Source organism: Microbacterium trichothecenolyticum (assembly GCF_041938625.1).
GTDB lineage: Bacteria > Actinomycetota > Actinomycetes > Actinomycetales > Microbacteriaceae > Microbacterium > Microbacterium trichothecenolyticum_D.
This window is the reverse complement of record NZ_CP169427.1, coordinates 2,741,987-2,764,950: the sequence shown is the minus strand read 5'-3', so window position 1 is coordinate 2,764,950 and position 22,964 is coordinate 2,741,987. Positions and strand designations below refer to the sequence as shown.

Annotated in this window: 15 protein-coding genes and 3 rRNA genes; 15 read left to right on the top strand and 3 right to left on the bottom strand. The window is 65.7% G+C overall.

From position 1 onward, the window contains the following. The first annotated feature begins 114 nt into the window (after nucleotides 1-114). The 3 genes from ACEYYH_RS12900 (at nucleotide 115) to ACEYYH_RS12890 (ending at nucleotide 4,739) form a co-directional block, all read left to right on the top strand. Nucleotides 115-1,890 (top strand): ABC transporter family substrate-binding protein, encoded by a 1,776-nt coding sequence (locus tag ACEYYH_RS12900; protein ID WP_374974774.1) that lies wholly within the window; start codon nucleotides 115-117, stop codon nucleotides 1,888-1,890. Nucleotides 1,891-2,049: 159 nt separating this feature from the next. Further along, nucleotides 2,050-3,585 carry an ABC transporter permease gene (locus ACEYYH_RS12895; protein WP_374974773.1) on the top strand — a complete coding sequence of 512 codons (1,536 nt, stop codon included), beginning with the start codon at nucleotides 2,050-2,052 and terminating at the stop codon, nucleotides 3,583-3,585. Then, a complete protein-coding gene (locus tag ACEYYH_RS12890) occupies nucleotides 3,585-4,739 on the top strand; it encodes an ABC transporter permease (RefSeq protein WP_374974772.1) in 1,155 nt (384 codons plus the stop codon). Before ACEYYH_RS12895 ends, ACEYYH_RS12890 begins: the two co-directional genes overlap by 1 nt. A gap of 14 nt (nucleotides 4,740-4,753) precedes the next feature. On the opposite strand, the gene ACEYYH_RS12885 is transcribed toward ACEYYH_RS12890, so the two are convergent. Beyond that, the gene (locus ACEYYH_RS12885; RefSeq protein ID WP_374974771.1) at nucleotides 4,754-5,359 is read right to left on the bottom strand and encodes a PH domain-containing protein; all 606 of its coding nucleotides are present in this window, start codon (nucleotides 5,357-5,359) and stop codon (nucleotides 4,754-4,756) included. 38 nt (nucleotides 5,360-5,397) lie between these two features. Between ACEYYH_RS12885 and ACEYYH_RS12880 the strand changes: the two genes are divergently transcribed. From ACEYYH_RS12880 to ACEYYH_RS12845, 8 genes are all read left to right on the top strand, one after another. Further along, a complete protein-coding gene (locus ACEYYH_RS12880; RefSeq protein WP_374974770.1) occupies nucleotides 5,398-7,158 on the top strand; it encodes an ABC transporter ATP-binding protein in 1,761 nt (586 codons plus the stop codon). 89 nt (nucleotides 7,159-7,247) lie between these two features. Further along, nucleotides 7,248-9,161 (top strand): translational GTPase TypA, encoded by a 1,914-nt coding sequence (gene typA, locus ACEYYH_RS12875; RefSeq protein ID WP_116196630.1) that lies wholly within the window; start codon nucleotides 7,248-7,250, stop codon nucleotides 9,159-9,161. A gap of 131 nt (nucleotides 9,162-9,292) precedes the next feature. Next, nucleotides 9,293-10,054, top strand: coding sequence for an AzlC family ABC transporter permease (locus tag ACEYYH_RS12870; protein ID WP_374974769.1), 762 nt, complete (start codon nucleotides 9,293-9,295; stop codon nucleotides 10,052-10,054). Continuing rightward, nucleotides 10,051-10,365: an AzlD domain-containing protein gene (locus ACEYYH_RS12865; protein ID WP_374974768.1), complete on the top strand. Its 315-nt coding sequence runs from the start codon at nucleotides 10,051-10,053 to the stop codon at nucleotides 10,363-10,365. The genes ACEYYH_RS12870 and ACEYYH_RS12865 overlap by 4 nt, the downstream gene beginning before the upstream one ends. A 64-nt stretch (nucleotides 10,366-10,429) precedes the next feature. Next, the gene (locus tag ACEYYH_RS12860) at nucleotides 10,430-10,795 is read left to right on the top strand and encodes a DUF6113 family protein (RefSeq protein WP_374974767.1); all 366 of its coding nucleotides are present in this window, start codon (nucleotides 10,430-10,432) and stop codon (nucleotides 10,793-10,795) included. Between the two features lie 49 nt (nucleotides 10,796-10,844). After that, nucleotides 10,845-11,165, top strand: coding sequence for a ferredoxin (fdxA, locus tag ACEYYH_RS12855; RefSeq protein ID WP_018170155.1), 321 nt, complete (start codon nucleotides 10,845-10,847; stop codon nucleotides 11,163-11,165). Between the two features lies 1 nt (nucleotide 11,166). Further along, a complete protein-coding gene (dapC, locus tag ACEYYH_RS12850; RefSeq protein ID WP_374974766.1) occupies nucleotides 11,167-12,288 on the top strand; it encodes a succinyldiaminopimelate transaminase in 1,122 nt (373 codons plus the stop codon). A 188-nt stretch (nucleotides 12,289-12,476) separates the two neighbouring features. Continuing rightward, nucleotides 12,477-13,775, top strand: a complete 1,299-nt coding sequence (locus ACEYYH_RS12845) for a citrate synthase (RefSeq protein WP_374974765.1) — start codon at nucleotides 12,477-12,479, stop codon at nucleotides 13,773-13,775. A gap of 84 nt (nucleotides 13,776-13,859) precedes the next feature. Here ACEYYH_RS12845 and ACEYYH_RS12840 read toward each other — a convergent pair whose 3' ends face one another. Further along, nucleotides 13,860-15,299 carry an MFS transporter gene (locus ACEYYH_RS12840; protein WP_374974764.1) on the bottom strand — a complete coding sequence of 480 codons (1,440 nt, stop codon included), beginning with the start codon at nucleotides 15,297-15,299 and terminating at the stop codon, nucleotides 13,860-13,862. 172 nt (nucleotides 15,300-15,471) lie between these two features. Here ACEYYH_RS12840 and ACEYYH_RS12835 point away from each other — a divergent pair, with 172 nt between their 5' ends. Then, entirely contained in the window at nucleotides 15,472-16,041 is a 570-nt protein-coding gene (locus tag ACEYYH_RS12835; protein ID WP_374974763.1) for a TetR/AcrR family transcriptional regulator, read from the top strand. 92 nt (nucleotides 16,042-16,133) lie between these two features. On the opposite strand, the gene dapD is transcribed toward ACEYYH_RS12835, so the two are convergent. Further along, nucleotides 16,134-17,090 carry a 2,3,4,5-tetrahydropyridine-2,6-dicarboxylate N-succinyltransferase gene (dapD, locus tag ACEYYH_RS12830; RefSeq protein WP_374974762.1) on the bottom strand — a complete coding sequence of 319 codons (957 nt, stop codon included), beginning with the start codon at nucleotides 17,088-17,090 and terminating at the stop codon, nucleotides 16,134-16,136. A 534-nt stretch (nucleotides 17,091-17,624) separates the two neighbouring features. Between dapD and ACEYYH_RS12825 the strand changes: the two genes are divergently transcribed. The 3 genes from ACEYYH_RS12825 (at nucleotide 17,625) to rrf (ending at nucleotide 22,931) form a co-directional block, all read left to right on the top strand. Further along, a 16S ribosomal RNA gene (locus ACEYYH_RS12825) occupies nucleotides 17,625-19,146 on the top strand. 438 nt (nucleotides 19,147-19,584) lie between these two features. Further along, nucleotides 19,585-22,691: ribosomal RNA gene (locus ACEYYH_RS12820) — 23S ribosomal RNA — on the top strand. A gap of 123 nt (nucleotides 22,692-22,814) precedes the next feature. Continuing rightward, a 5S ribosomal RNA gene (gene rrf / locus ACEYYH_RS12815) occupies nucleotides 22,815-22,931 on the top strand. Together the 16S, 23S and 5S rRNA genes form the textbook arrangement of a ribosomal RNA operon. Nucleotides 22,932-22,964: the final 33 nt, after the last annotated feature.

Genomic DNA, 22,964 nt, shown 5'->3' with positions numbered 1-22,964 from the left:
TTTTCGCCGATCGTTTTGACCATCTCACCACCGGTGCTTATCGTTTTCCCATCCGCGCGCAGGTCCGGCTTCCGGCTGGATTCGCGCGCATTACCCTGCACAGAGGAGACACAAGTGTCTGACAAGACGACGTGGCGCATGCGCGCACTCGGAGTCGCGGCGGGCGTCGGCGTGACCGCACTGGTCCTCGCCGGCTGCTCGACGACCCCGCCGGAGGCGGAGGAGCCCACGGCCACCGACACCGCAGTGACGGTTGCCGAAACGAACGAGTTCACGGGCACGAACTCGAACAGCGACAACGGCAACCTCGACATCAACGGCAAGATCGACTACCTCACCAAGTCGACCTTCTACTACGTCAGCGACAGCTACGAGGTCGTTCCGGACGAGTCGTTCGGCACGATGGAGGTCGTCAGCGAAGACCCCCTCCAGGTCAAGTACACGCTCAACGACGGCCTGGTGTGGTCGGACGGCGAGCCCATCACGACTGACGACCTGGTGTTCGGCTGGGCCGCCACCTCGGGCGTCTTCGACGACGCGACGCTCGACCCCGAGACGGGCGAGCCCACCAGCGGCACCAAGTACTTCGCGTACGCGGGCAGCACCGAGGGCCTCAAGACCTCGACGATCACCGAGGTCGCCGACGACAAGCTCTCGCTCGTCCTCGAGTACGACGAGCCCTTCGTCGACTGGAACATCCAGGACCTCATGGACCAGCCGGTCCACGTCGTCGCTGAGAAGGCGGGCGTCGACCAGGCCGAGCTCGTCGACACGATCCTGACCAGCCCCCGCGGCGACGCCGCGGCCCCGGCTCCGGTCAACGAGACGCTCAAGGCCGCGGCCGACTTCTGGAACTCGGGCTTCGACATGACGTCGCTGCCGGACGACCCGTCGCTGTACCTGTCGAGCGGTCCGTGGATCATCGACTCCTACGAGCCCACGCAGTCGATGACGCTGAAGCTCAACGACAAGTACACCGGTGACCTCAAGCCGCAGTTCTCCGAGATGGTCATCCGCTTCATCGGTGACGCTCAGGCGCAGGTCACGGCCCTCCAGAACGGCGAGGTCGACATCATCGCCCCGCAGGCGAGCGGCGACACCCTCACCGCGCTCCAGGGCATCGACGGCGTGGAGGTCCTCCAGGGCGACGCGCTGAACTACGACCACCTCGACCTGACGTTCGCCGGCCCGTTCGCCGAGCAGAACGTGCGTGAGGCGTTCCTCAAGACGATCCCGCGTCAGCAGCTCGTCGACACGCTGATCAAGCCGGTCAACCCCGAGGCCGAGGTCCTCAACTCGCAGCTGTTCATCCCGGCGCAGGCTCCGTACGAGGACGCCGTCGCCAGCAACGGCTCCGACGCGTACGCCGAGGTCGACATCGAGGGCGCCAAGGAGCTCCTCGCCGGTGCGACCCCGACGATCCGCCTCATGTACAACATCAACAACCCGAACCGCGTTGCGGCGTTCGAGGCCATCCAGGCTTCGGCGGCTGAGGCCGGCTTCGTGATCGAGGATGTGGGCCGCGAGGACTGGAGCGCCCAGCTCGGTTCCGACATCTACGACGCAGTCATCTTCGGGTGGATCTCGCCCGGTGTCGGCAACGGCACCATCCCGCAGATCTTCGCGAGCTTCGGTGGCAGCAACTTCAACAAGTACGCCAACGACCGTGTCGACGAGATCGCCCGTGAGATCCCGACGACGCTCGACCTCGACACGATCGACGAGCTGACGATCGAGGCGGACGGCGAGCTGTTCGCGGACGCCTACGGTCTGCCGCTCTTCCAGGGCCCCGGCCTCGAGGCGCACGCCGACAACATCGAGGGCATCACCTTCATGGGCAACCAGACCGGTGTGTTCTGGAACTTCTGGGAGTGGACGGTCGCCGAGTAATTCGGTGACTCACTGAAACACCACGCCATGGGGCGTCGGGTGCTTGCAGCCCGGCGCCCCGTGCGTGTGTCTTCCCGTCCACAGCCGGCGAACCCGACGCCCGGCCTCTGCTGCCGTCGTCGCGTGCCTGCTACCTTTTCTGCATGAAGGGCCAGCCCAGTGCTTAGCTTCGTTCTGCGGCGCATCGGGGTCTCGATCCTGATCCTCATCGCCGCATCCTTCCTGATGTACACCCTCGTGGCTCTGGCAAGAGACCCACTCGAGGACCTGTACGCCTCCAACAGCCCGAACCGCGATGCGCTGATCGCACAGCGCATCGCGTGGCTGAACCTCGACCAGCCCATCCCCGTCCGCTGGTTCAACTGGCTCCTCGGTGCCGCACGGTGTGTGATCCCGTTCGGCGGCTGCGACCTCGGAGTCACCATCCAGAACCAGCCGGTGACGATCGTCCTCGCCCGCGCCATGGGCGCGACCCTCCAGCTCGTCACGGCATCGACGATCCTCGCCATCGTCCTCGGTGTCCTCGTCGGCATCGTCTCGGCCCTGCGCCAGTACAGCGCGATCGACTACTCGTTCACGTTCGCCAGCTTCCTCTTCTACTCGCTGCCCTCGTTCGTCATGGGTGTTCTGCTCAAGGTGTTCGTTGCCCTCGGGTTCAACGACTGGCTCGACAGTCCGGTGTTCACGTGGCCGTGGATCATCGCGTTGAGTCTGATCTCCGGCATCTTCTGGCAGGCGATCATCGGCGGTCCCAGGCAGCGTCGCCTGATCGTCTTCGCCGCCTCGGTGGTGACCACCGGAGCGATGCTGTACGGCATGAGCGTGACGGCGTGGTTCCTCAATCCGTCTCTCGGCCCGATCCTCACGCCGCTGCTCATCGCCGCGTTCGCCGCCGGCATGGTGCTCATCATCGCCGGCCCGCGCGCCCGGTATGCGTGGCGCACCGCGGGCGTGACGACCGTCGTCCTCATCGCCGCGTACTTCGTGCTGCAGCCCTTCCTCAAGTCGTTCAACGGCTGGGGAGTGTTCGCGCTCTTCGTCGCCGCTGCACTGGTCGGCGCCGCGGCGGGGTGGTTCCTCGGCGAGTACGACAAGGGTCAGGCGATCCGCATCGGCGTGCTCGCGGGTGTGCTCGGCATGGGCGTGATCGTCCTCGACCAGTTCATGCAGAACTGGAACTCCTATGTCAACAACCCGAAGGTGAACGGGCGTCCGATCGCGACCATCGGCTCGCAGACGCCCAACCTGCAGGGCGACTGGTGGATCCAGAGCATCGACACGTTCACCCACCTGCTGCTGCCGACCATCAGCCTCATGCTGATCTCTTTCGCGGCGTACACGCGCTACGCGCGCGGCGGCATGCTCGAGACGCTGAACCAGGACTACATCCGCACCGCGCGCGCGAAGGGTCTTCCCGAGCGCACGGTCGTGGTGCGCCACGCGTTCCGCAACTCGCTCATCCCGATCACGACGATCGTGGCGGCGGACGTGGGCGCCCTCATCGGTGGTGCGATCATCACCGAGCGCATCTTCGCGTTCAGCGGCATGGGCGCCCTCTTCAACCAGGGCCTGCAGCACGCCGACCCGAACCCGGTGATGGCCTACTTCGTGGTCATCGCGATCTTCGCCATCACGTTCAACTTCCTCGCCGATCTCGCGTACTCGGCGATCGACCCGAGAGTGAGGGTCAAGTAATGTCGATCCCCATCGATCCGGCCCTCGAGCCGCCCACCGCGCCGTCCGACGGCGGAGTGCACGTCCAGACCGCTGACGAGCGCGGTGTCAGCCAGGGGCGTCTGACGTTCCGTCGCTTCCTCGCCCACAAGCCCGCGGTCGTCAGTGCGATCCTGTTCATCCTGGTCGTCGGGTTCGCGGTCTCGGCGACGGGCATCGGCCCGATCCCTGGGTGGTGGATCTGGAACTACGAGCAGCTCCTGCCCATCACGAACGGCGGCAAGCCGACCCTGACGCTCTGGCCCTTCTCGCTCGGCGAGCACCCGTTCGGCCAGAACACGGTGGGCAAGGACTACTTCGCGATGACCATGCGCGGCCTCGTGAACTCGTCCTACATCATGTTCGTGATCGGCATCATCGGCGCGATCATCGGCATCGTGGTCGGCGCCCTCGCGGGGTACTACCGCGGCTGGGTCGACTCGGTGCTGATGCGGATCACCGACGTCGTGATCGTGATCCCCGTCATCGTCATCGGGGCGGTCGTCGGTTCCGCGGTCGGCGGTCTCGGGCCCGTGCTGCTGGCGCTGTTCCTCGGTTTCGTCGCATGGACGGGCATCGCCCGCCTCGTGCGTGCCGAGTTCCTGACGCTGCGTGAGCGGGAGTTCGTCGAGGCGGCTCGCGTCGCCGGAGCATCGGACGCGCGCATCATCTTCAAGCACATCCTGCCCAACGCGATCGGCGTGGTCATCGTGGCGACGACGCTGCTCATCGCGGCGGCCGTCATCCTCGAGACGTCGCTGTCGTTCCTCGGCTACGGCGTCCGCTCGCCCGACGTGTCGCTGGGTCTCCTGATCTCCGCCAACGAGTCGGCGTTCCAGACCCGCCCGTGGCTGTTCTGGTGGCCCGCGGTGTTCATCGTGGTGCTCTCGCTCCTGGTCAACTTCGTCGGCGACGGCCTGCGCGACGCCTTCGACCCGCGTCAGAAGCGCGTCATCTTCCGCAAGGTGAAGGAGCTCCCGGAGGACGCGGTCATCGTGGCCGGCACGACGGCCGACGTGCCCGAGGGCGCGCTCGTCACCGCGGGCGGTGCGGCGGTCGTCGAGGGCGTCACGAGCGATCGTCCGGACGACGTCCTGGACGACGAGATCGCGCCCGACCCGGATCGTCGCGGATGATGCGCCGCAGGCTCTCAGCCGGTGGCGACGATCAGCGCGACCGACACCGCAGCGAGCACGATCGACGCGACGAGGAACGGGACGTGCCAGTGGCGCTTGACCGGCGTCTCGTCGGCCACGCCGAGCTCCACCTGACCGGCATCGAGGCGGCGGCGCCACGTCTCTCGTACCACGAGAGCCGCGTTGCCCGAGTCGGTGCCCATGCGGTCGCTCGGGCGGGCGTGGCCACCGGCGGCGCTCGCCTCGCGGCGGGCCTTGGCGTTCCCCATCATCGTGGTGAAGAAGCCGGGCGCCGGCGCCGACCAGGCCGTGAAGCTGCCGGACGGCGTGTGCAGCGTCAGGGCGCGCGCCGTGTCGACGTGCACGAGGGCCTCCCAGGGCACCTCGACGTCGTGGCTCACGTTCTCGATGCGCACACCGTGATCCGACACGACCACGCTGGGGCGCCACAGCGCCATCCAGCCCAGGAGGGCGGCCAGCGGGGCGGCGGCGTATACCCACGTCAGCCGCGGGTCCGCGCTCCATACGGCGGTGATGACTGCGAGCGCCGCAAGACTCCAGACGATGACGGCAGCAATGCGGTTGAAGCGGGAGTCGATGTGGATCGCACGGTCGGTCACCTCCTCATTCTCTCAATCGATCCCACAAGGACCATGAAATGAACGCGTCCCCCACTCCCGTCTCCACCGGCAGTCCGCTGCTGGAAGTGAGCGGTCTGTCCGTGGACTTCGCCGTCGACAACTACTGGGTGCCGGCAGCGAAGAAGCTGAACTACTCGGTCGAGTCGGGCAAGGCCCTCGCGATCGTCGGCGAGTCCGGCTCGGGCAAGAGCGCGAGCTCCATGGCGATGCTCGGACTCCTGCCGTCGAACGCCCGCGTGACCGGCAGCGTCAAGCTCGGCGGCCGCGAGATCCTCGGCCTCCGCAAGGACGACCTGCGTCGCGTCCGCGGCCGCGAGATCGCGGTGATCTTCCAGGAGCCGATGACGGCGCTGAACCCCGTGTTCACGGTGGGCTTCCAGATCATCGAGACGCTGCGCGTCCATCAGGGCATGACGCCGAGCGCGGCGCGCACGCGCGCTCTCGAGCTGCTCGACATGGTGGAGCTTCCCGATCCGCTCAAGGCGTTCAACTCATACCCGCACCAGTTGTCGGGCGGTCAGCGTCAGCGCGCCATGATCGCGCAGTCGATCTCGTGCGACCCCCAGCTGCTCATCGCCGACGAGCCGACCACGGCGCTTGACGTGACGGTGCAGGCCGAGATCCTCGACCTCATGCGCGATCTCCGGCACCGCCTCGACTCGGCGATCCTGATCATCACGCACGACATGGGCGTGGTGGCCGACATCGCCGACGACATCGTGGTGATGCGCAAGGGCGAGATCGTCGAGCGCGGCACGGTCGACGCGGTGTTCAACCGCCCAACGCACCCGTATACGCAGCAGCTCCTCGCGGCGGTGCCGCGCATCGGCGATGCGCAGGGCGAGTCGATCGACACGACGGCGGCCCTCGCCGGCGACACCTCGGTGATCCGCCTGGCCGATGTCGCCGCCCGCGCGGACGAGGAGCGCCGCAAGGGTCTGGGCGCCCCGGTGCTCGACTTCACCGACGTCGCGATCGACTATCCGAAGAAGGGACGCGTGCCCGCGTTCCGCGCGGTGGAGCACGCGAACTTCACCATCTACCCGGGTGAGGTCACGGGCCTCGTGGGCGAGTCCGGCTCGGGCAAGACCACAGTCGGCCGCGCCGCCATCGGCCTCCTGCCGATCGCGGACGGCAAGGCCGAGGTCGTCGGCTACGACATCTCGAAGGCCGACCGGCGCCTCCTGCACAAGGTGCACAAGGATGTCGGCATCGTCTTCCAGGACCCGTCGTCGTCGCTGAATCCGCGTCTGCCCATCGGTCAGTCCATCGGCGAGCCGATGCTCCTGGCGGGCATCGCGAAGGGCCGTGGGCTCGACGTGAAGGTGCAGGAGCTGCTGGATGCCGTCGAGCTGCCGCGCTCGTACCGCAACCGCTATCCGCACGAGCTGTCGGGCGGTCAGAAGCAGCGTGTCGGCATCGCGCGCGCCCTGTCGCTGCAGCCCAAGCTGCTGATCGCGGATGAGCCGACCTCGGCGCTGGACGTGTCGGTGCAGGCCACCGTCCTGCAGCTGCTGCGTCAGCTGCAGGCCGACATGGGCTTCGCATGCCTCTTCATCAGCCACGACCTCGCGGTCGTCGACTCGCTGGCCGACCGCATCATCGTGATGCACCACGGCAAGATCGTCGAGCAGGGCGCGACGGGCCAGATCCTGCGCGCGCCCAAGGAGGACTACACGCGTCGTCTCATCGCCGCCATCCCGGTGCCCGACCCCGAGGAGCAGCGCGTGCGCCGCGAGGCGCGTGCGGCCCTGCTCGAAGCGGGGCTGGAGGGCTGATCCGCCGCCGAAAGGCGATACACAGCAGCGCCCAATAGAATGGGGATGCCGGCATTCCGGCATCCCCATTCTCTTTCAAGGATTCCCTCATGGCGCGCGCCCTCCGTCCGGACCTCCGCAACGTGGCTATCGTCGCTCACGTCGACCACGGCAAGACCACCCTCGTCGATGCGATGCTCCGCCAGACCGGCTCGTTCGGCGAGCACGCTCACGTCGAGGAGCGCGCGATGGACTCGAACGACCTCGAGCGCGAAAAGGGCATCACGATCCTCGCGAAGAACACCGCGATCACGTACAACGGTGCCCACACCGATGTTCCCGTCACGATCAACGTCATCGACACCCCCGGCCACGCCGACTTCGGCGGCGAGGTCGAGCGCGGCCTGTCCATGGTCGACGGCGTCGTCCTGCTCGTCGACGCGAGCGAGGGCCCGCTCCCGCAGACGCGTTTCGTGCTCCGCAAGGCGCTCGAGGCGAAGCTGCCCGTGATCCTCCTGGTCAACAAGACCGACCGCCCCGACGCACGCATCGCCGAGGTCGAGGAAGAGGCGCACGACCTGCTCCTCGGCCTCGCTTCCGACCTCCACGAGGACGTGCCCGACCTCGACATCGACGCGCTGCTCGACGTCCCCGTCGTGTACGCCAGCGGACGCGCGGGCGCAGCATCCCGTACCCGTCCCGCCAACGGCGATCTGCCCGACAACGCTGACCTCGAGCCGCTGTTCGAGGCGATCCTCGAGCACGTGCCGGCACCGGCATACGACGACGAGGCGCCGCTGCAGGCCTGGGTCACGAACCTCGACTCCAGCCCGTTCCTGGGTCGCCTCGCCCTGCTGCGCGTCTTCAACGGCACGCTCAAGAAGGGCCAGACGGTCGCGTGGGTGCGCCACGACGGCTCGCATTCCAACGCCCGCATCACCGAGCTGCTGAAGACCCGCGCCCTGGAGCGCTACCCGGCCGAAGAGGCCGGTCCCGGCGACATCGTCGCCATCGCCGGCATCGAGGAGATCACGATCGGCGAGACGATCGCCGACCCGGAAGACGTGCGCCCGCTCCCCGCGATCACGGTCGACGATCCCGCGATCTCGATGACGATCGGCACGAACACGTCGCCGCTCGTCGGCAAGGTCAAGGGCCACAAGGTCACCGCGCGCATGGTGAAGGACCGCCTCGACCGCGAGCTCATCGGCAACGTGTCGCTCAAGGTCGTCGACATCGGACGCCCCGACGCGTGGGAGGTCCAGGGCCGCGGCGAGCTCGCGCTCGCGATCCTCGTCGAGAACATGCGTCGCGAGGGCTTCGAGCTCACCGTCGGCAAGCCCCAGGTCGTCACGCGCAAGGGCGAGGACGGCAAGGTCAAGGAGCCCTTCGAGCACCTGACGATCGATGCCCCGGAGGAGTACCTCGGCGCGATCACGCAGCTGATGGCCTCGCGCAAGGGCCGCATGGAGACGATGGTCAATCACGGCACCGGCTGGGTGCGCATGGAGTTCATCGTGCCCTCGCGCGGCCTCATCGGCTTCCGCACCGAGTTCCTCTCGATGACGCGCGGCACCGGTATCGCCAACGCGATCTCGCACGGCTACGACGACTGGGCGGGCCACATCGTCGCCCGCCAGAACGGCTCGATCGTGGCCGACCGCGCGGGTGTCGTCACCCCGTTCGCCATGATCGCGCTGCAGGAGCGCATGAGCTTCTTCGTGCAACCCACCGAAGAGGTCTACGAGGGCATGGTCGTCGGCGAGAACTCGCGCGCCGACGACATGGACGTGAACATCACCAAGGAGAAGAAGCTCACGAACATGCGGTCCTCGACGGCGGACGCGTTCGAGTCGATGACCCCGCCGCGCCTGCTCTCGCTCGAGGAGAGCCTCGAGTTCGCCCGTGACGACGAATGCGTCGAGGTGACCCCCGAGAAGGTGCGCATCCGCAAGGTGATCCTCGACGCCACCGAGCGCGGCCGCGCCGCCTCGCGCCTCAAGCGCCAGGACGCCAACGCGTGATTCTGGAACGGATGCCGCGCCCCCTGCGCCCTTCGCAGGGCACGGGGTCGCGGCATCCGTCGTATCGGAAGAGGCCACCGACCGCCGCGCGGCCCGGCGTCGGATGTCGGGGCCGTCAGTAGCATGACGAGGTGACCCTCGACCCGCACTTCGACGATGCGCACAGCGCCGGCGAAGGCCGCAGGGCCGTGCGCGAAGGACTCGGGGTCGCGCTGGCGACCAGCGCGTACGGCATCTCTTTCGGCGCTCTCGCGGTCGCCGCCGGGCTCGACGTCTGGCAGACCTGCGTGCTGAGTCTCGTGATGTTCACCGGCGGGTCGCAGTTCGCGTTCGTCGGCATCGTGGGCGCCGGGGGACTGGCCGCTGTCCCTGCCGCGATCGCCTCGGCCGCCCTCCTCGGGGTGCGCAACGTCGCCTATGGCATCCGCATGTCGCCGGTGATCGGCGCCGGGTTCTGGCGCCGCGCGGCCGCGGCGCAGTTCACGATCGACGAATCGACGGCCGTCTCGCTCGCGCAGCGGTCACCGCATGCGCGCACGCTGGGCTTCTGGGTGACGGGCATCGGCATCTACGTCGGGTGGAACATCTCGACCCTCGCGGGCGCCCTGCTCGGAGACGTGCTCGGCGACGTCCGCGCGTACGGGCTCGACGCCGCGGCCGCCGCGGCGTTCCTCGCTCTGCTGTGGCCGCGTCTGCGGGCACGACAGCCCATCGTAGTGGGCGTGGCCGCCGCGGTCGTCGCGACGGTGCTGACGCCGGTCCTTATGCCGGGGCTGCCGGTCATCATCGCCGCGCTCGTCGCCATCGTCGTCGGCTGGACGAACTGGCTCGGCGAGGACGAGCGGGTGGAGGCCGAGCCCGACGACGTCGCCGAGAGGGAGGGGCTGCCGTGACGATGTGGACCGCCATCCTCGTGGCCTCGATCATCTGCGTCGCGCTCAAGACCGTGGGCTACCTCATCCCGTCGAAGTGGGTCGAGGCACCGACCCCGATGCGCATCGCGGACCTCCTCACGGTCGCGCTGCTCGCCGCCCTCGTCGCCGTGCAGACCCTCAGCGCGGGGCAGGCGGTGGTGGTCGACGCGCGGGTTCCCGCGGTGCTCGTCGCCGCGGGCCTGCTGATGGTGCGCGCACCGTTCCTCGTCGTGGTGATCGCCGCGGCGCTCGTGGCCGCCCTCCTGCGACTGTGGGGCTGGGCGGCGTAGCCCGGGCGATCTCGGCAGAGGGGTGGGCGAGGAGCGTCCAGGCGCCGCTCGGTACCATCGAGGCATGCGCCCTTCCGTTCCCGCCCGCATCGGCAGCTGGATCATCGCCCTGCTGGTGGGACTCGTCTACGGGGTCGCCGGTACGGTCGCCCACGCGTACGCGATCGGCTGGTTCCCGCTGGGCCTGATCCTCGCTCTGATCGGCTCGGGCGCGCTGCTCCTCGCCGTGAGGCTTCTCACCTCCGACCGCTGGGCGACCCTCGCGACCGGCATCGGGATGATGGTCTCGACCCTCGTGTTCTCGGGGAGCGGCCCCGGCGGCTCCGTGGTCGTGCCCCAGTCGGAACTCGGCGTCGTGTGGACCATCGCCGTGCCGATCCTCGTGGCGCTGGCGGTGGCCTGGCCCGATCGCATCCCCCGAACGGAGTGAGCGCGTCGCACGGCGGTCGGCCATCGGAGGTCGCGGCTAGACTGAGGGCGTGACGTACGTGATCGCCCTTCCCTGTGTGGACGTCAAGGACCGCGCCTGCATCGACGAGTGTCCCGTGGACTGCATCTACGAGGGCGACCGGTCGCTGTACATCCACCCCGACGAGTGCGTGGACTGCGGCGCTTGCGAGCCGGTCTGCCCCGTCGAGGCGATCTACTACGAAGACGACCTGCCCGACGAGTGGCAGGACTACTACAAGGCCAACGTCGAGTTCTTCGACGACATCGGCTCCCCGGGCGGTGCCGCCAAGGTCGGCGTCATCCACAAGGACCACCCGATCATCGAGGCGCTCCCGCCGCAGGAACACTGACGTGGGGGTCGCCGACCTCGCCGACTACCCCTGGGATGCCGTCGCGCCGTACGCCGCGCGCGCACGCTCCCACCCTGACGGGCTCGTCGACCTGTCGATCGGCTCGCCCGTCGACGCCACGCCCGCGGTCGTCGCCGAGGCGCTCCGCGCCGCGACCGACGCCCACGCGTACCCGCAGACCGTCGGCACCCCGAGTCTGCGCGCGGCCATCGCGAGCTGGTACGACCGGCGCCGTGGTGTTCCGGGGCTGACTCCCGACAACGTGCTCCCGACCGTGGGGTCGAAGGAGCTCGTCGCGCTCCTCCCGCTGCTGCTGGGCCTCGGGCCCGGCGACGTCGTCGTGCATCCCCGTGCCGCTTATCCGACCTACGAGGTCGGGGCGCGCCTGGTGGGCGCCACGCCCGTCGCCGCCGACGATCCCGCGGAGTGGCCCGAGGGCACGCGCCTCGTCTGGGTCAACTCCCCGGGCAATCCCGACGGCCGCGTGCTCGACGTCGACGCGCTGCGCGCCGCGGTCGGACGCGCCCGAGGGCTCGGCGCCGTGCTGGCGTCCGACGAGTGCTACGCGGAGCTGGGATGGGATGCCCCGTGGGACACCGCGCCGGTGCCCTCGGCGCTCGATCCCCGCGTCACCGGAGGCGACCTCACCGGCGTCCTCTCGGTCTACTCGCTGAGCAAGCAGTCGAACCTCGCGGGCTACCGCGCCGCGTTCCTCGCCGGCGATCCCGCCGTTATCGCGCGCCTGCTGACGGCGCGCAAGCACCTCGGCCTCATGCTCCCGCTTCCGGTCCAGGCGGCGATGACCGCCGCGCTCGAAGACGACGTCCATGTCGCCGCCCAGAAGGAGCTGTACCGCCGCCGCCGCGAGGTGCTGCGCCCCGCCGTCGAGGCCGCGGGATTCCGCATCGACTCCAGTGAGGCCGGTCTGTACCTGTGGGCGACCGAGGGGCGCGACGCGTGGGAGAGCCTGGGCCGCTTGGCCGATCTCGGGATCCTTGCGGGCCCCGGTCACTTCTACGGCGCGCACTTCCCGCAGCACATCCGGCTGTCGCTCACCGCGACCGACGAGCGCATCGCGGCGGGGGCCGAACGGCTGCGCGCGGCATCAGACATCTCGATCTGAGGATTCCTCTATCGGATGCTGCGGCCCTTTGGCTGTGTCAACAGTAGGCGCGGCGGCGCACTAGGCTGTAAGAACGCGGCGACGCGGCATCCCCCGTCCCGCCCCTCCGTTCTGCTGCTGCCCTCTCCCGGGCGCCGCACAGGACTGGACGACACCCCCGGTACGACCAGAAATCGCGAGGAGGCGCCGTGAGCGACGCGGGCACCCAGCAGGAGAAGGCCACCCTCACGATCGGTGGCAGCACCGCCGAGTTCCCGCTCCTGCGGGGCACGGACGGCACACCGAGCGTGGACCTCTCCACCCTCACCCGCCAGACCGGCTACACGGCTCTCGACTACGGTTTCGTGAACACCGCGGCGACCAAGTCCGCGATCACGTACATCGACGGCGACCAGGGAGTGCTGCGCTACCGCGGTTATCCGATCGAGCAGCTCGCGAAGAACAGCACCTACCTCGAGGTCGCGTGGCTCCTCATCTACGGCGAGCTGCCGAGTGCCGACCAGCTGGCTGAATTCGACGAGAAGATCCGCCGGCACACGTTGCTGCACGAAGATCTCAAGCGCTTCTTCTCGGCGCTGCCGCACACCGCGCACCCGATGTCGGTGCTGTCGTCGGCCGTCTCGGCGCTCTCGACGTACTACGAGCACCAGTCCGACCCCAACAACCCCGAGCACGTCGAGCTGAACACGATCCGCATGCTCGCGAAGCTGCCGGTGATCGCGGCGTACGCGCACAAGAAGAGCATCGGCCAGGCATTCCTGTACCCCGACAACTCGCTCGGGTTCGTCGACAACTTCCTCAAGCTCAACTTCGGCGTGCTGTCGGAGGTCTATCAGGTGGATCCCGTCATGTCGCGGGCCCTCGAGCGCCTGCTCATCCTCCACGAGGATCACGAGCAGAACGCGTCCACCTCGACCGTCCGCCTGGTGGGCTCGACCGGCGCGAACCAGTTCTCGTCGATCTCGGCCGGCATCAATGCGCTCTACGGCCCGCTGCACGGCGGCGCGAACGAGGCCGTGCTCGACATGCTGGCGCGCATCCGCGACTCCGGCGAGAGCGTGCAGCGTTTCGTCGAGCGGGTCAAGAACAAGGAAGACGGCGTGAAGCTCATGGGCTTCGGGCACCGCGTCTACAAGAACTACGACCCGCGCGCGAAGCTCGTCAAGGAGTCGGCCGACGAGGTTCTGTCGGCCCTCGGCGTGAGCGACCCGCTGCTCGACCTCGCGAAGGAGCTGGAAGAGATCGCCCTCAACGACGCGTACTTCCAGGACCGCCGCCTGTACCCGAACGTCGACTTCTACACCGGCGTGATCTACAAGGCGATGGGCTTCCCGACCCGTATGTTCACGGTGCTCTTCGCCATCGGGCGCCTGCCCGGCTGGCTCGCGCAGTGGCGTGAGGCCGCCAGCGACCCGCAGACCAAGATCGGCCGCCCGCAGCAGCTGTACATCGGCGCCGAAGAGCGCAACTACCCCGGTCTGTCCTGACTCTGCCGGAATGACGGATGCCGCGCCCCCCGAGTGGGAGCGCGGCATCGTCGTGTTGCGGAGGGCTGTGCCTGCGCGGGTGAGTCAGCCGACCTCCGCCAGGGCCGCCTCGTCGGCGTCCTCCAGCGACCGCGGGGTCGCAGCATCCGTCCGCCCCCGAGGGCGCACGGTGAGCACGAGGATCGCAGCCGCGACCGCCCCGGCGGCGAGCGTCAGCCAGGCGACCGCGTAGCCGTCGAGCGCGGGGGTGGCACCTGGCTCGACCGCACCGAACACGACGGCCGTCGTGAAGGCGGAGCCGACGGCCGACCCGATGGTGCGCAGGTTGGCGTTGACGCCGGTCGCGATGCCGGTGCGGTCGGCCGGCACGCTCTCGACGATGATGCTCGCGGTCGACGCGTAGGCGAGTCCGATGCCGAGCCCGAACACGCCGCCCGCGATGGCGAGGGAGACGAGCGTCTCGTGGTCGAACACCGCGAACACGACGCCGCCCGCCATGAGCAGCGCGCCGAGCGCCATCATGAGCCGCAGCGGGATGACGCGGGCGATCGCGCCCGTCGCGAAGCCGACGCTCGACATGCCGATGAGGAGGGGGAGAAGTGCCAGGCCGGCGGTCTGCACGCCGAGGCCCAGACCCCATCCCGAGCTCGCGGGCGTCTCGAGGAACTGGGGGAGGTAGCCCCAGAAACCGAACGCGGCGGCTCCGATGAGGAGCGCGGCGGCGTTCACGGGCCAGATCGCCCGCGAGGCCATCAGGCGGAGGTCGACGAGCGGCTCCGACGAGCGGAGCTCGGACACCACCCACGCGACCATGAGCATCACGGCGGCGGCGAACAGCGCGAGCGCGAGCGGGGAGGTCCAGCCCCAGCGCGCCCCGGAGCTGAGTGGCACGAGCAGTGCGATGAGCCACCCCGACAGGAGAACGGCCGAGAGCACGTTCACACGGCCGACCGCACGCAGACCCGCCGGCGGGACGAGCATCATCGTGAGCACGATGCCCGCAACGGCGGCGACGAACGGGACCGCGAAGATCCCGTGCCAGCCGAGCAGCTCCGCGAGCGGACCTGCGAGCACGCTTCCTGCCGCACCGCCGATGCCGATGATCGCGCTGGTGGCGCCGATGGCGCCGGTGAGCTGGTGGCGGGGCATGACATCGCGGAGCAGGCCGAACGCCAGCGGGAAGAGCGCCCCGCCGACGCCCTGCAGCACGCGGGCGAGGATGAGCACCTCGAGGTTCGGCGCGAACGATGCGACCACGTCGCCGATCGCGACGACGGCGAGCACCGCGAGGAAGGTGTTGCGCCGGCCGCGGAGGTCGCCGATGCGCCCGAGGAGCGGAGTGGCGACAGCCGCGGCGATGAGCCAGGACGTGTTGGTCCAGGATGCGGCATCCGCCGTCACGCCGAAGTCCGCGGCGATGAGGGGGATGACGGGGATGACGAGATTCTGCAGAAGCGCGAGTGAGGCGACGCTGAGCGCGATCGCCGCGAACGCAGCGCGGGGTGTGAAAGGGACGGTGGGCATCGACGGGCCTTCCGATGGGTGCGGATCCGATGAATGCGGGATAAAGTGGAGGGAGGTCTCCGAACGGAGGATGCCTCCGCTTTGAAGATTAGCGGAGGGGCCCTCCGTTTTGCAACCACGGGTTTCGCCGTCGCCGCAGGGCACGGCTCGGGTACATGAGGAAGGTTCGGTCATGGCGGTCGTCGAGCGGGTGTCTGCACTGGATGCACGTCGGCCGCAACGCGCCGATGCCGCGCGGAACTTCGACGCGCTCGTCGCCGCCGGCCGAGAGGCATTCGCGGAGGAGGGATCCACAGCCTCCCTCGAGGACATCGCGCGCCGCGCGGGTGTCGGGATCGGGACGCTGTACCGCAACTTCCCCACCCGCGACGACCTCATCGAGACGCTCTACCTGGGGGAGGTCGACGCGCTGGCGCGCGCCGCGGACGAGGTCTCCGATCTCGAGCCGTGGGACGCGCTGCGCGCGTGGCTCGACCGGTTCGTCACCTACGTCGGGACCAAGCACGCGCTCCTCGATGGGCTGAACCGGCGCTCACCCGTGCTGGCGGAGTGTCGCACGATCATGCTTTCGGCGGGGGAGCCCCTGCTCGAGCGGGCGCAGGCGTCAGGCGACGTCGACCCCGACATCTCCATCGGCGACGTGGTCAAGCTGGTATCGGGAGTGGCTGCCGTCGCCTCGTTCGACGACGAGGTGCAGCGCCAGCGCGTACTCAATCTGGCGATCAACGCGATCCGCCGCTGATCCGGGCGCCACGGACTCACGGGCGCGAGCGCGTCGGTGAAACGACGAGACCGCCCCGGCGTCGGTGACGGAGCGGCCTCGGTGAGCAGGGCTCAGGCGTGGAGAGCCTCGTTGAGCGTGACGCCCACGCCCGCGCGGCGCACGGCCTCGACCGCTCCGGTGAGCGAGTTCCGGCGGAAGAGCAGTCCGGCGCTGCCGGACAGGTCGGCGCCCTTCGCGGTGGGAAGCGCGCCGTCGGCTCGACGGGGCTCGTCCGCGAGGACGATCTTGGTGCCGGCGGTGACGTAGAGCCCGGCCTCGACGATGCAGTCGTCGCCGAGCGAGATGCCGATGCCGGCGTTCGCGCCGAGCAGGGTCCGCGCGCCGACCGACACCTTGTGGGTGCCGCCGCCCGAGAGCGTGCCCATGATCGAGGCGCCGCCGCCGATGTCGCTGCCGTCGCCTACGACCACGCCCTGCGAGATGCGACCTTCGACCATGCTCTGGCCGAGGGTGCCGGCGTTGAAGTTCACGAAGCCTTCGTGCATGACGGTGGTACCGGGTGACAGGTACGCCCCCAGCCGCACGCGGGACGCGTCGGCGATGCGGACGCCGGCAGGGGTGACGTAGTCGAGCAGGCGCGGGAACTTGTCGAGCCCCTGCACCTGGATGCCCTCGCGTGCGAGGAAAGGGCGCAGGCGCGTGAGCGCGTCAGGATGAATAGGCCCCGCGTTGGTCCAGGCCACGTTCGGGAGATGCGCGAAGATCCCGTCGAGGTTCACCTCGTTGGGGCGCACGAGCAGGTGCGACAGCGCATGCAGGCGCAGGTAGGCGTCCGGCGTCGAGGTCGGAGCGGCATCGAGGTCGGCCTCGATCGCCACAACGTCCACGGTGACGGCCCGGCGTGCGTCGGCGACCGCGAGGCGGTCGAGTTCGTCCGGCGGCATCTGAGGGTCGTACCCCAGCGGGATGCGTCCGGCAGCGGGGGAGGGGAACCACGTGTCGAGCACGGTTCCGTCTTCGGCGGTCGTGGCGAGGCCGACGCCCCACACCCATCGTTCTTCGGTCATGTCTTCCACGCTAGCGCGAGGGCACGGCCGAGGAACCGCGTGTTTCCGCGGTTTTGAGCGGGCGACACGCCCGGGGGGTGGCGTGGATTCGACGGTGGGGTGGGTTGGGCGTAGAGTTGTTGTTGTTCGCCCCAAAGGGTAGAGCAGATGGCCGGAAGGTCTGGCTCCCCTCAAGTAGCGGACGATCTCCATCACTCTTGGTCTGCTTGTCGGGTCGCTCCGCTTGCGGGGGTGGTGGGGGCCTTGTTCGGAGGGGTCTGGTCGGTTTGACCGGGTGGCTTCGGCGAGGTAGGATTGTGAAGTTGCCCAGCCGGGGCGCGGGTCGTGGGATTCGTTGCGGGTTGGTGCGTCCGATCTTTGAGAACTCAACAGCGTGCACTTGTCAAATGCCAATTTTTTTCTCTGTCGACCATTTTTTGGTTGGTGGGGGTCTTTTTTGGATCAATTCATGGATGTCAGTTTGATATTCGTTTTTGGTCATGGTTGAACTCGCTGCTGTCTCATCGTTTTCCCGGTGGGTGGTGGCATCATTTTTTTATGGAGAGTTTGATCCTGGCTCAGGATGAACGCTGGCGGCGTGCTTAACACATGCAAGTCGAACGGTGAAGCCAAGCTTGCTTGGTGGATCAGTGGCGAACGGGTGAGTAACACGTGAGCAACCTGCCCTGGACTCTGGGATAAGCGCTGGAAACGGCGTCTAATACTGGATATGAGCTCTCATCGCATGGTGGGGGTTGGAAAGATTTTTTGGTCTGGGATGGGCTCGCGGCCTATCAGCTTGTTGGTGAGGTAATGGCTCACCAAGGCGTCGACGGGTAGCCGGCCTGAGAGGGTGACCGGCCACACTGGGACTGAGACACGGCCCAGACTCCTACGGGAGGCAGCAGTGGGGAATATTGCACAATGGGCGGAAGCCTGATGCAGCAACGCCGCGTGAGGGATGACGGCCTTCGGGTTGTAAACCTCTTTTAGCAAGGAAGAAGCTTTTGTGACGGTACTTGCAGAAAAAGCGCCGGCTAACTACGTGCCAGCAGCCGCGGTAATACGTAGGGCGCAAGCGTTATCCGGAATTATTGGGCGTAAAGAGCTCGTAGGCGGTTTGTCGCGTCTGCTGTGAAATCCCGAGGCTCAACCTCGGGCCTGCAGTGGGTACGGGCAGACTAGAGTGCGGTAGGGGAGATTGGAATTCCTGGTGTAGCGGTGGAATGCGCAGATATCAGGAGGAACACCGATGGCGAAGGCAGATCTCTGGGCCGTAACTGACGCTGAGGAGCGAAAGGGTGGGGAGCAAACAGGCTTAGATACCCTGGTAGTCCACCCCGTAAACGTTGGGAACTAGTTGTGGGGTCCTTTCCACGGATTCCGTGACGCAGCTAACGCATTAAGTTCCCCGCCTGGGGAGTACGGCCGCAAGGCTAAAACTCAAAGGAATTGACGGGGACCCGCACAAGCGGCGGAGCATGCGGATTAATTCGATGCAACGCGAAGAACCTTACCAAGGCTTGACATACACGAGAACATCCCAGAAATGGGGGACTCTTTGGACACTCGTGAACAGGTGGTGCATGGTTGTCGTCAGCTCGTGTCGTGAGATGTTGGGTTAAGTCCCGCAACGAGCGCAACCCTCGTTCTATGTTGCCAGCACGTAATGGTGGGAACTCATGGGATACTGCCGGGGTCAACTCGGAGGAAGGTGGGGATGACGTCAAATCATCATGCCCCTTATGTCTTGGGCTTCACGCATGCTACAATGGCCGGTACAAAGGGCTGCAATACCGTGAGGTGGAGCGAATCCCAAAAAGCCGGTCCCAGTTCGGATTGAGGTCTGCAACTCGACCTCATGAAGTCGGAGTCGCTAGTAATCGCAGATCAGCAACGCTGCGGTGAATACGTTCCCGGGTCTTGTACACACCGCCCGTCAAGTCATGAAAGTCGGTAACACCTGAAGCCGGTGGCCCAACCCTTGTGGAGGGAGCCGTCGAAGGTGGGATCGGTAATTAGGACTAAGTCGTAACAAGGTAGCCGTACCGGAAGGTGCGGCTGGATCACCTCCTTTCTAAGGAGCACCTCAGTCTTTCGGGGCTGTAGGAACCTCAGCAGAGCGAATGTCTCTGCGGGGGCTCGTGGGTGGAACATTTGACATGGCATCAGCGCGGCTGATTCTCATTAGTACGCCGGTTCTTCGGAGCCGGTTGGAGGGTGGGGGTTGGGGAGCGGGGTGCCTGCACGCTGTTGGGTCCTGAGGGACCGGACGCCGCATGTCGCCTCTTTTGGGGGTGGGTGCGGGTGACTGACTCTCTGGGCTTTTTCTGCTGCCGGCTTTTGTTGGTGGGTGGGGGAAGTGCCGCCCGTACTTTGAGAACTACACAGTGGACGCGAGCATCTTTGCAAGATGACCCTTTGGGGTTGTTTTGTGTTGATGATCTTAAAGATCATTAGTCAATTTCTGTCGCACATCCTTTTGGGGTGTGTGGCTGAGTTTTGATTCTCATGTTTTCAAGTCTTTAAGAGCAAACGGTGGATGCCTTGGCATCTGGAGCCGAAGAAGGACGTAGCAATCTGCGATAAGCCTCGGGGAACTGATAAGCAAGTTTTGATCCGAGGGTGTCCGAATGGGGAAACCCCGCTGGGCGGCGTGCTGACCCAGTGACTCCCGCCTGAATATATAGGGCGGGTAGAGGGAACGTGGGGAAGTGAAACATCTCAGTACCCACAGGAAGAGAAAACAACCGTGATTCCGTGAGTAGTGGCGAGCGAAATCGGATGAGGCTAAACCGAGTGCGTGTGATATCCGGCAGGAGTTGCGCATTCGGGGTTGCGGGACTTTCCATACCATTCTGCCGAGTGGTGGACGTGATGCGTCGATATAGATGAACGGTCTTGAAAGGCCGGCCAGAGTGGGTGCCAGCCCCGTAATCGAAATGTCGGACGCAGCGTGGAGAGTATCCCAAGTAGCACGGGGCCCGAGAAATCCCGTGTGAATCTGTCAGGACCACCTGATAAGCCTAAATACTCCCAGATGACCGATAGCGGACAAGTACCGTGAGGGAAAGGTGAAAAGTACCCCGGGAGGGGAGTGAAATAGTACCTGAAACCGTTTGCTTACAAACCGTTGGAGCACCCCTGGTAGGTGTGACAGCGTGCCTTTTGAAGAATGAGCCTGCGAGTTAGCGATATGTGGCGAGGTTAACCCGGGTGGGGTAGCCGTAGCGAAAGCGAGTCTGAATAGGGCGATTTTAGTCGCATGTCCTAGACCCGAAGCGAAGTGATCTATCCATGGCCAGGCTGAAGCGACGGTAAGACGTCGTGGAGGGCCGAACCCACTTAGGTTGAAAACTGAGGGGATGAGCTGTGGATAGGGGTGAAAGGCCAATCAAACTTCGTGATAGCTGGTTCTCTCCGAAATGCATTTAGGTGCAGCGTTGCGTGTTTCTTGCCGGAGGTAGAGCTACTGGATGGCCGATGGGCCCTACAAGGTTACTGACGTCAGCCAAACTCCGAATGCCGGTAAGTGAGAGCGCAGCAGTGAGACTGTGGGGGATAAGCTTCATAGTCGAGAGGGAAACAACCCAGACCACCATCTAAGGTCCCTAAGCGCGTGCTAAGTGGGAAAGGATGTGGAGTTGCTTAGACAACCAGGAGGTTGGCTTAGAAGCAGCCACCCTTGAAAGAGTGCGTAATAGCTCACTGGTCAAGTGATTCCGCGCCGACAATGTAACGGGGCTCAAGCACGCCACCGAAGTTGTGGCATTGACATTATTGGTAGGCCTTCGTGGTCCAGCCGTGTTGATGGGTAGGAGAGCGTCGTGTGGCGAGTGAAGCGGCGGGGTGACCCAGCCGTGGACGCTACACGAGTGAGAATGCAGGCATGAGTAGCGAAAGACGTGTGAGAAACACGTCCTCCGAAAGACCAAGGGTTCCAGGGTCAAGCTAATCTTCCCTGGGTAAGTCGGGACCTAAGGCGAGGCCGACAGGCGTAGTCGATGGACAACGGGTTGATATTCCCGTACCGGCGAAGAACCGCCCCAATCAATCCAGTAGTGCTAAGTATCTGAATCCCCATGACCGGATCCTTCGGGTGATGGCGTGGGGCCTAGCGTACGACCCCATGCTGGTGCGGTTAGCGTATTAACAGGTGTGACGCAGGAAGGTAGCCCATCCCGGGCGATGGTTGTCCCGGGGCAAGTGCGTAGGCCGAGTCATAGGCAAATCCGTGACTCATACAGGCTGAGACACGATGCGGATGAAAAGTGGGTGATCCTATGCTGCCGAGAAAAGCATCGACGCGAGGTTCTAGCCGCCCGTACCCCAAACCGACTCAGGTGGTCAGGTAGAGAATACCGAGGAGATCGAGAGAATCGTGGTTAAGGAACTCGGCAAAATGCCCCCGTAACTTCGGGAGAAGGGGGGCCATCCACTTATACCACCTTGCGTGGAAAAGGGTGTGGTGGCCGCAGAGACTAGTGGGTAGCGACTGTTTACTAAAAACACAGGTCCGTGCCAAGTCGCAAGACGATGTATAGGACTGACGCCTGCCCGGTGCTGGAAGGTTAAGAGGACGGGTTAGCCGCAAGGCGAAGCTCAGAATTTAAGCCCCAGTAAACGGCGGTGGTAACTATAACCATCCTAAGGTAGCGAAATTCCTTGTCGGGTAAGTTCCGACCTGCACGAATGGCGTAACGACTTCCCAACTGTCTCAACCGCGAACTCGGCGAAATTGCAATACGAGTAAAGATGCTCGTTACGCGCAGCAGGACGGAAAGACCCCGTGACCTTTACTACAGCTTGGTATTGGTGTTCGGTGTGGCTTGTGTAGGATAGGTGGGAGACTGTGAAACCATGACGCCAGTTATGGTGGAGTCGTTGTTGAAATACCACTCTGGTCACTCTGGATGTCTAACTTCGAACCGTAATCCGGTTCAGGGACAGTGCCTGGTGGGTAGTTTAACTGGGGCGGTTGCCTCCCAAAAAGTAACGGAGGCGCCCAAAGGTTCCCTCAACCTGGTTGGCAATCAGGTGGCGAGTGTAAGTGCACAAGGGAGCTTGACTGTGAGACTGACAGGTCGAGCAGGGACGAAAGTCGGGACTAGTGATCCGGCAGTGGCTTGTGGAAGCGCTGTCGCTCAACGGATAAAAGGTACCTCGGGGATAACAGGCTGATCTTGCCCAAGAGTCCATATCGACGGCATGGTTTGGCACCTCGATGTCGGCTCGTCGCATCCTGGGGCTGGAGTAGGTCCCAAGGGTTGGGCTGTTCGCCCATTAAAGCGGTACGCGAGCTGGGTTTAGAACGTCGTGAGACAGTTCGGTCCCTATCCGCTGCGCGCGTAGGAAGTTTGAGAGGATCTGACCCTAGTACGAGAGGACCGGGTTGGACGAACCTCTGGTGTGCCAGTTGTACTGCCAAGTGCACCGCTGGTTAGCTACGTTCGGGATGGATAACCGCTGAAAGCATCTAAGCGGGAAGCCGGCCTCAAGATGAGACTTCCATACCCTTCGGGGTGAGAGGCTCCCAGCCAGACTACTGGGTTGATAGGCCAGATGTGGAAGCACGGCAACGTGTGCAGCTGACTGGTACTAATAAGCCGATGACTTGATAACATTCCCCCACCCCCGGGTGGGTTGGTTGCTCGCGTCCACTGAGTGGTTCCCGATGTACGGTCGGGATACCGCAACTGAACACAGAACTTTTCACGTTGTGAACACCTGAAACATCGACAGAGTTTCGGCGGCCATAGCGAGAGGGAAACGCCCGGTCCCATTCCGAACCCGGAAGCTAAGCCTCTCAGCGCCGATGGTACTGCAGGGGGGACCCTGTGGGAGAGTAGGACACCGCCGGACACCCATTCACGAAATGGCCACCCACAGACGGGT

Coding starts and splice junctions, on each gene's coding strand:
- ACEYYH_RS12890 (WP_374974772.1), top strand. CDS start 3,585: ATGTCGATCCCCATCGATCCGGCCCTCGAGCCGCCCACCGCGCCGTCC.
- ACEYYH_RS12880 (WP_374974770.1), top strand. CDS start 5,398: ATGAACGCGTCCCCCACTCCCGTCTCCACCGGCAGTCCGCTGCTGGAA.
- typA (WP_116196630.1), top strand. CDS start 7,248: ATGGCGCGCGCCCTCCGTCCGGACCTCCGCAACGTGGCTATCGTCGCT.
- ACEYYH_RS12860 (WP_374974767.1), top strand. CDS start 10,430: ATGCGCCCTTCCGTTCCCGCCCGCATCGGCAGCTGGATCATCGCCCTG.
- ACEYYH_RS12840 (WP_374974764.1), bottom strand. CDS start 15,299: ATGCCCACCGTCCCTTTCACACCCCGCGCTGCGTTCGCGGCGATCGCG.
- ACEYYH_RS12835 (WP_374974763.1), top strand. CDS start 15,472: ATGGCGGTCGTCGAGCGGGTGTCTGCACTGGATGCACGTCGGCCGCAA.
- dapD (WP_374974762.1), bottom strand. CDS start 17,090: ATGACCGAAGAACGATGGGTGTGGGGCGTCGGCCTCGCCACGACCGCC.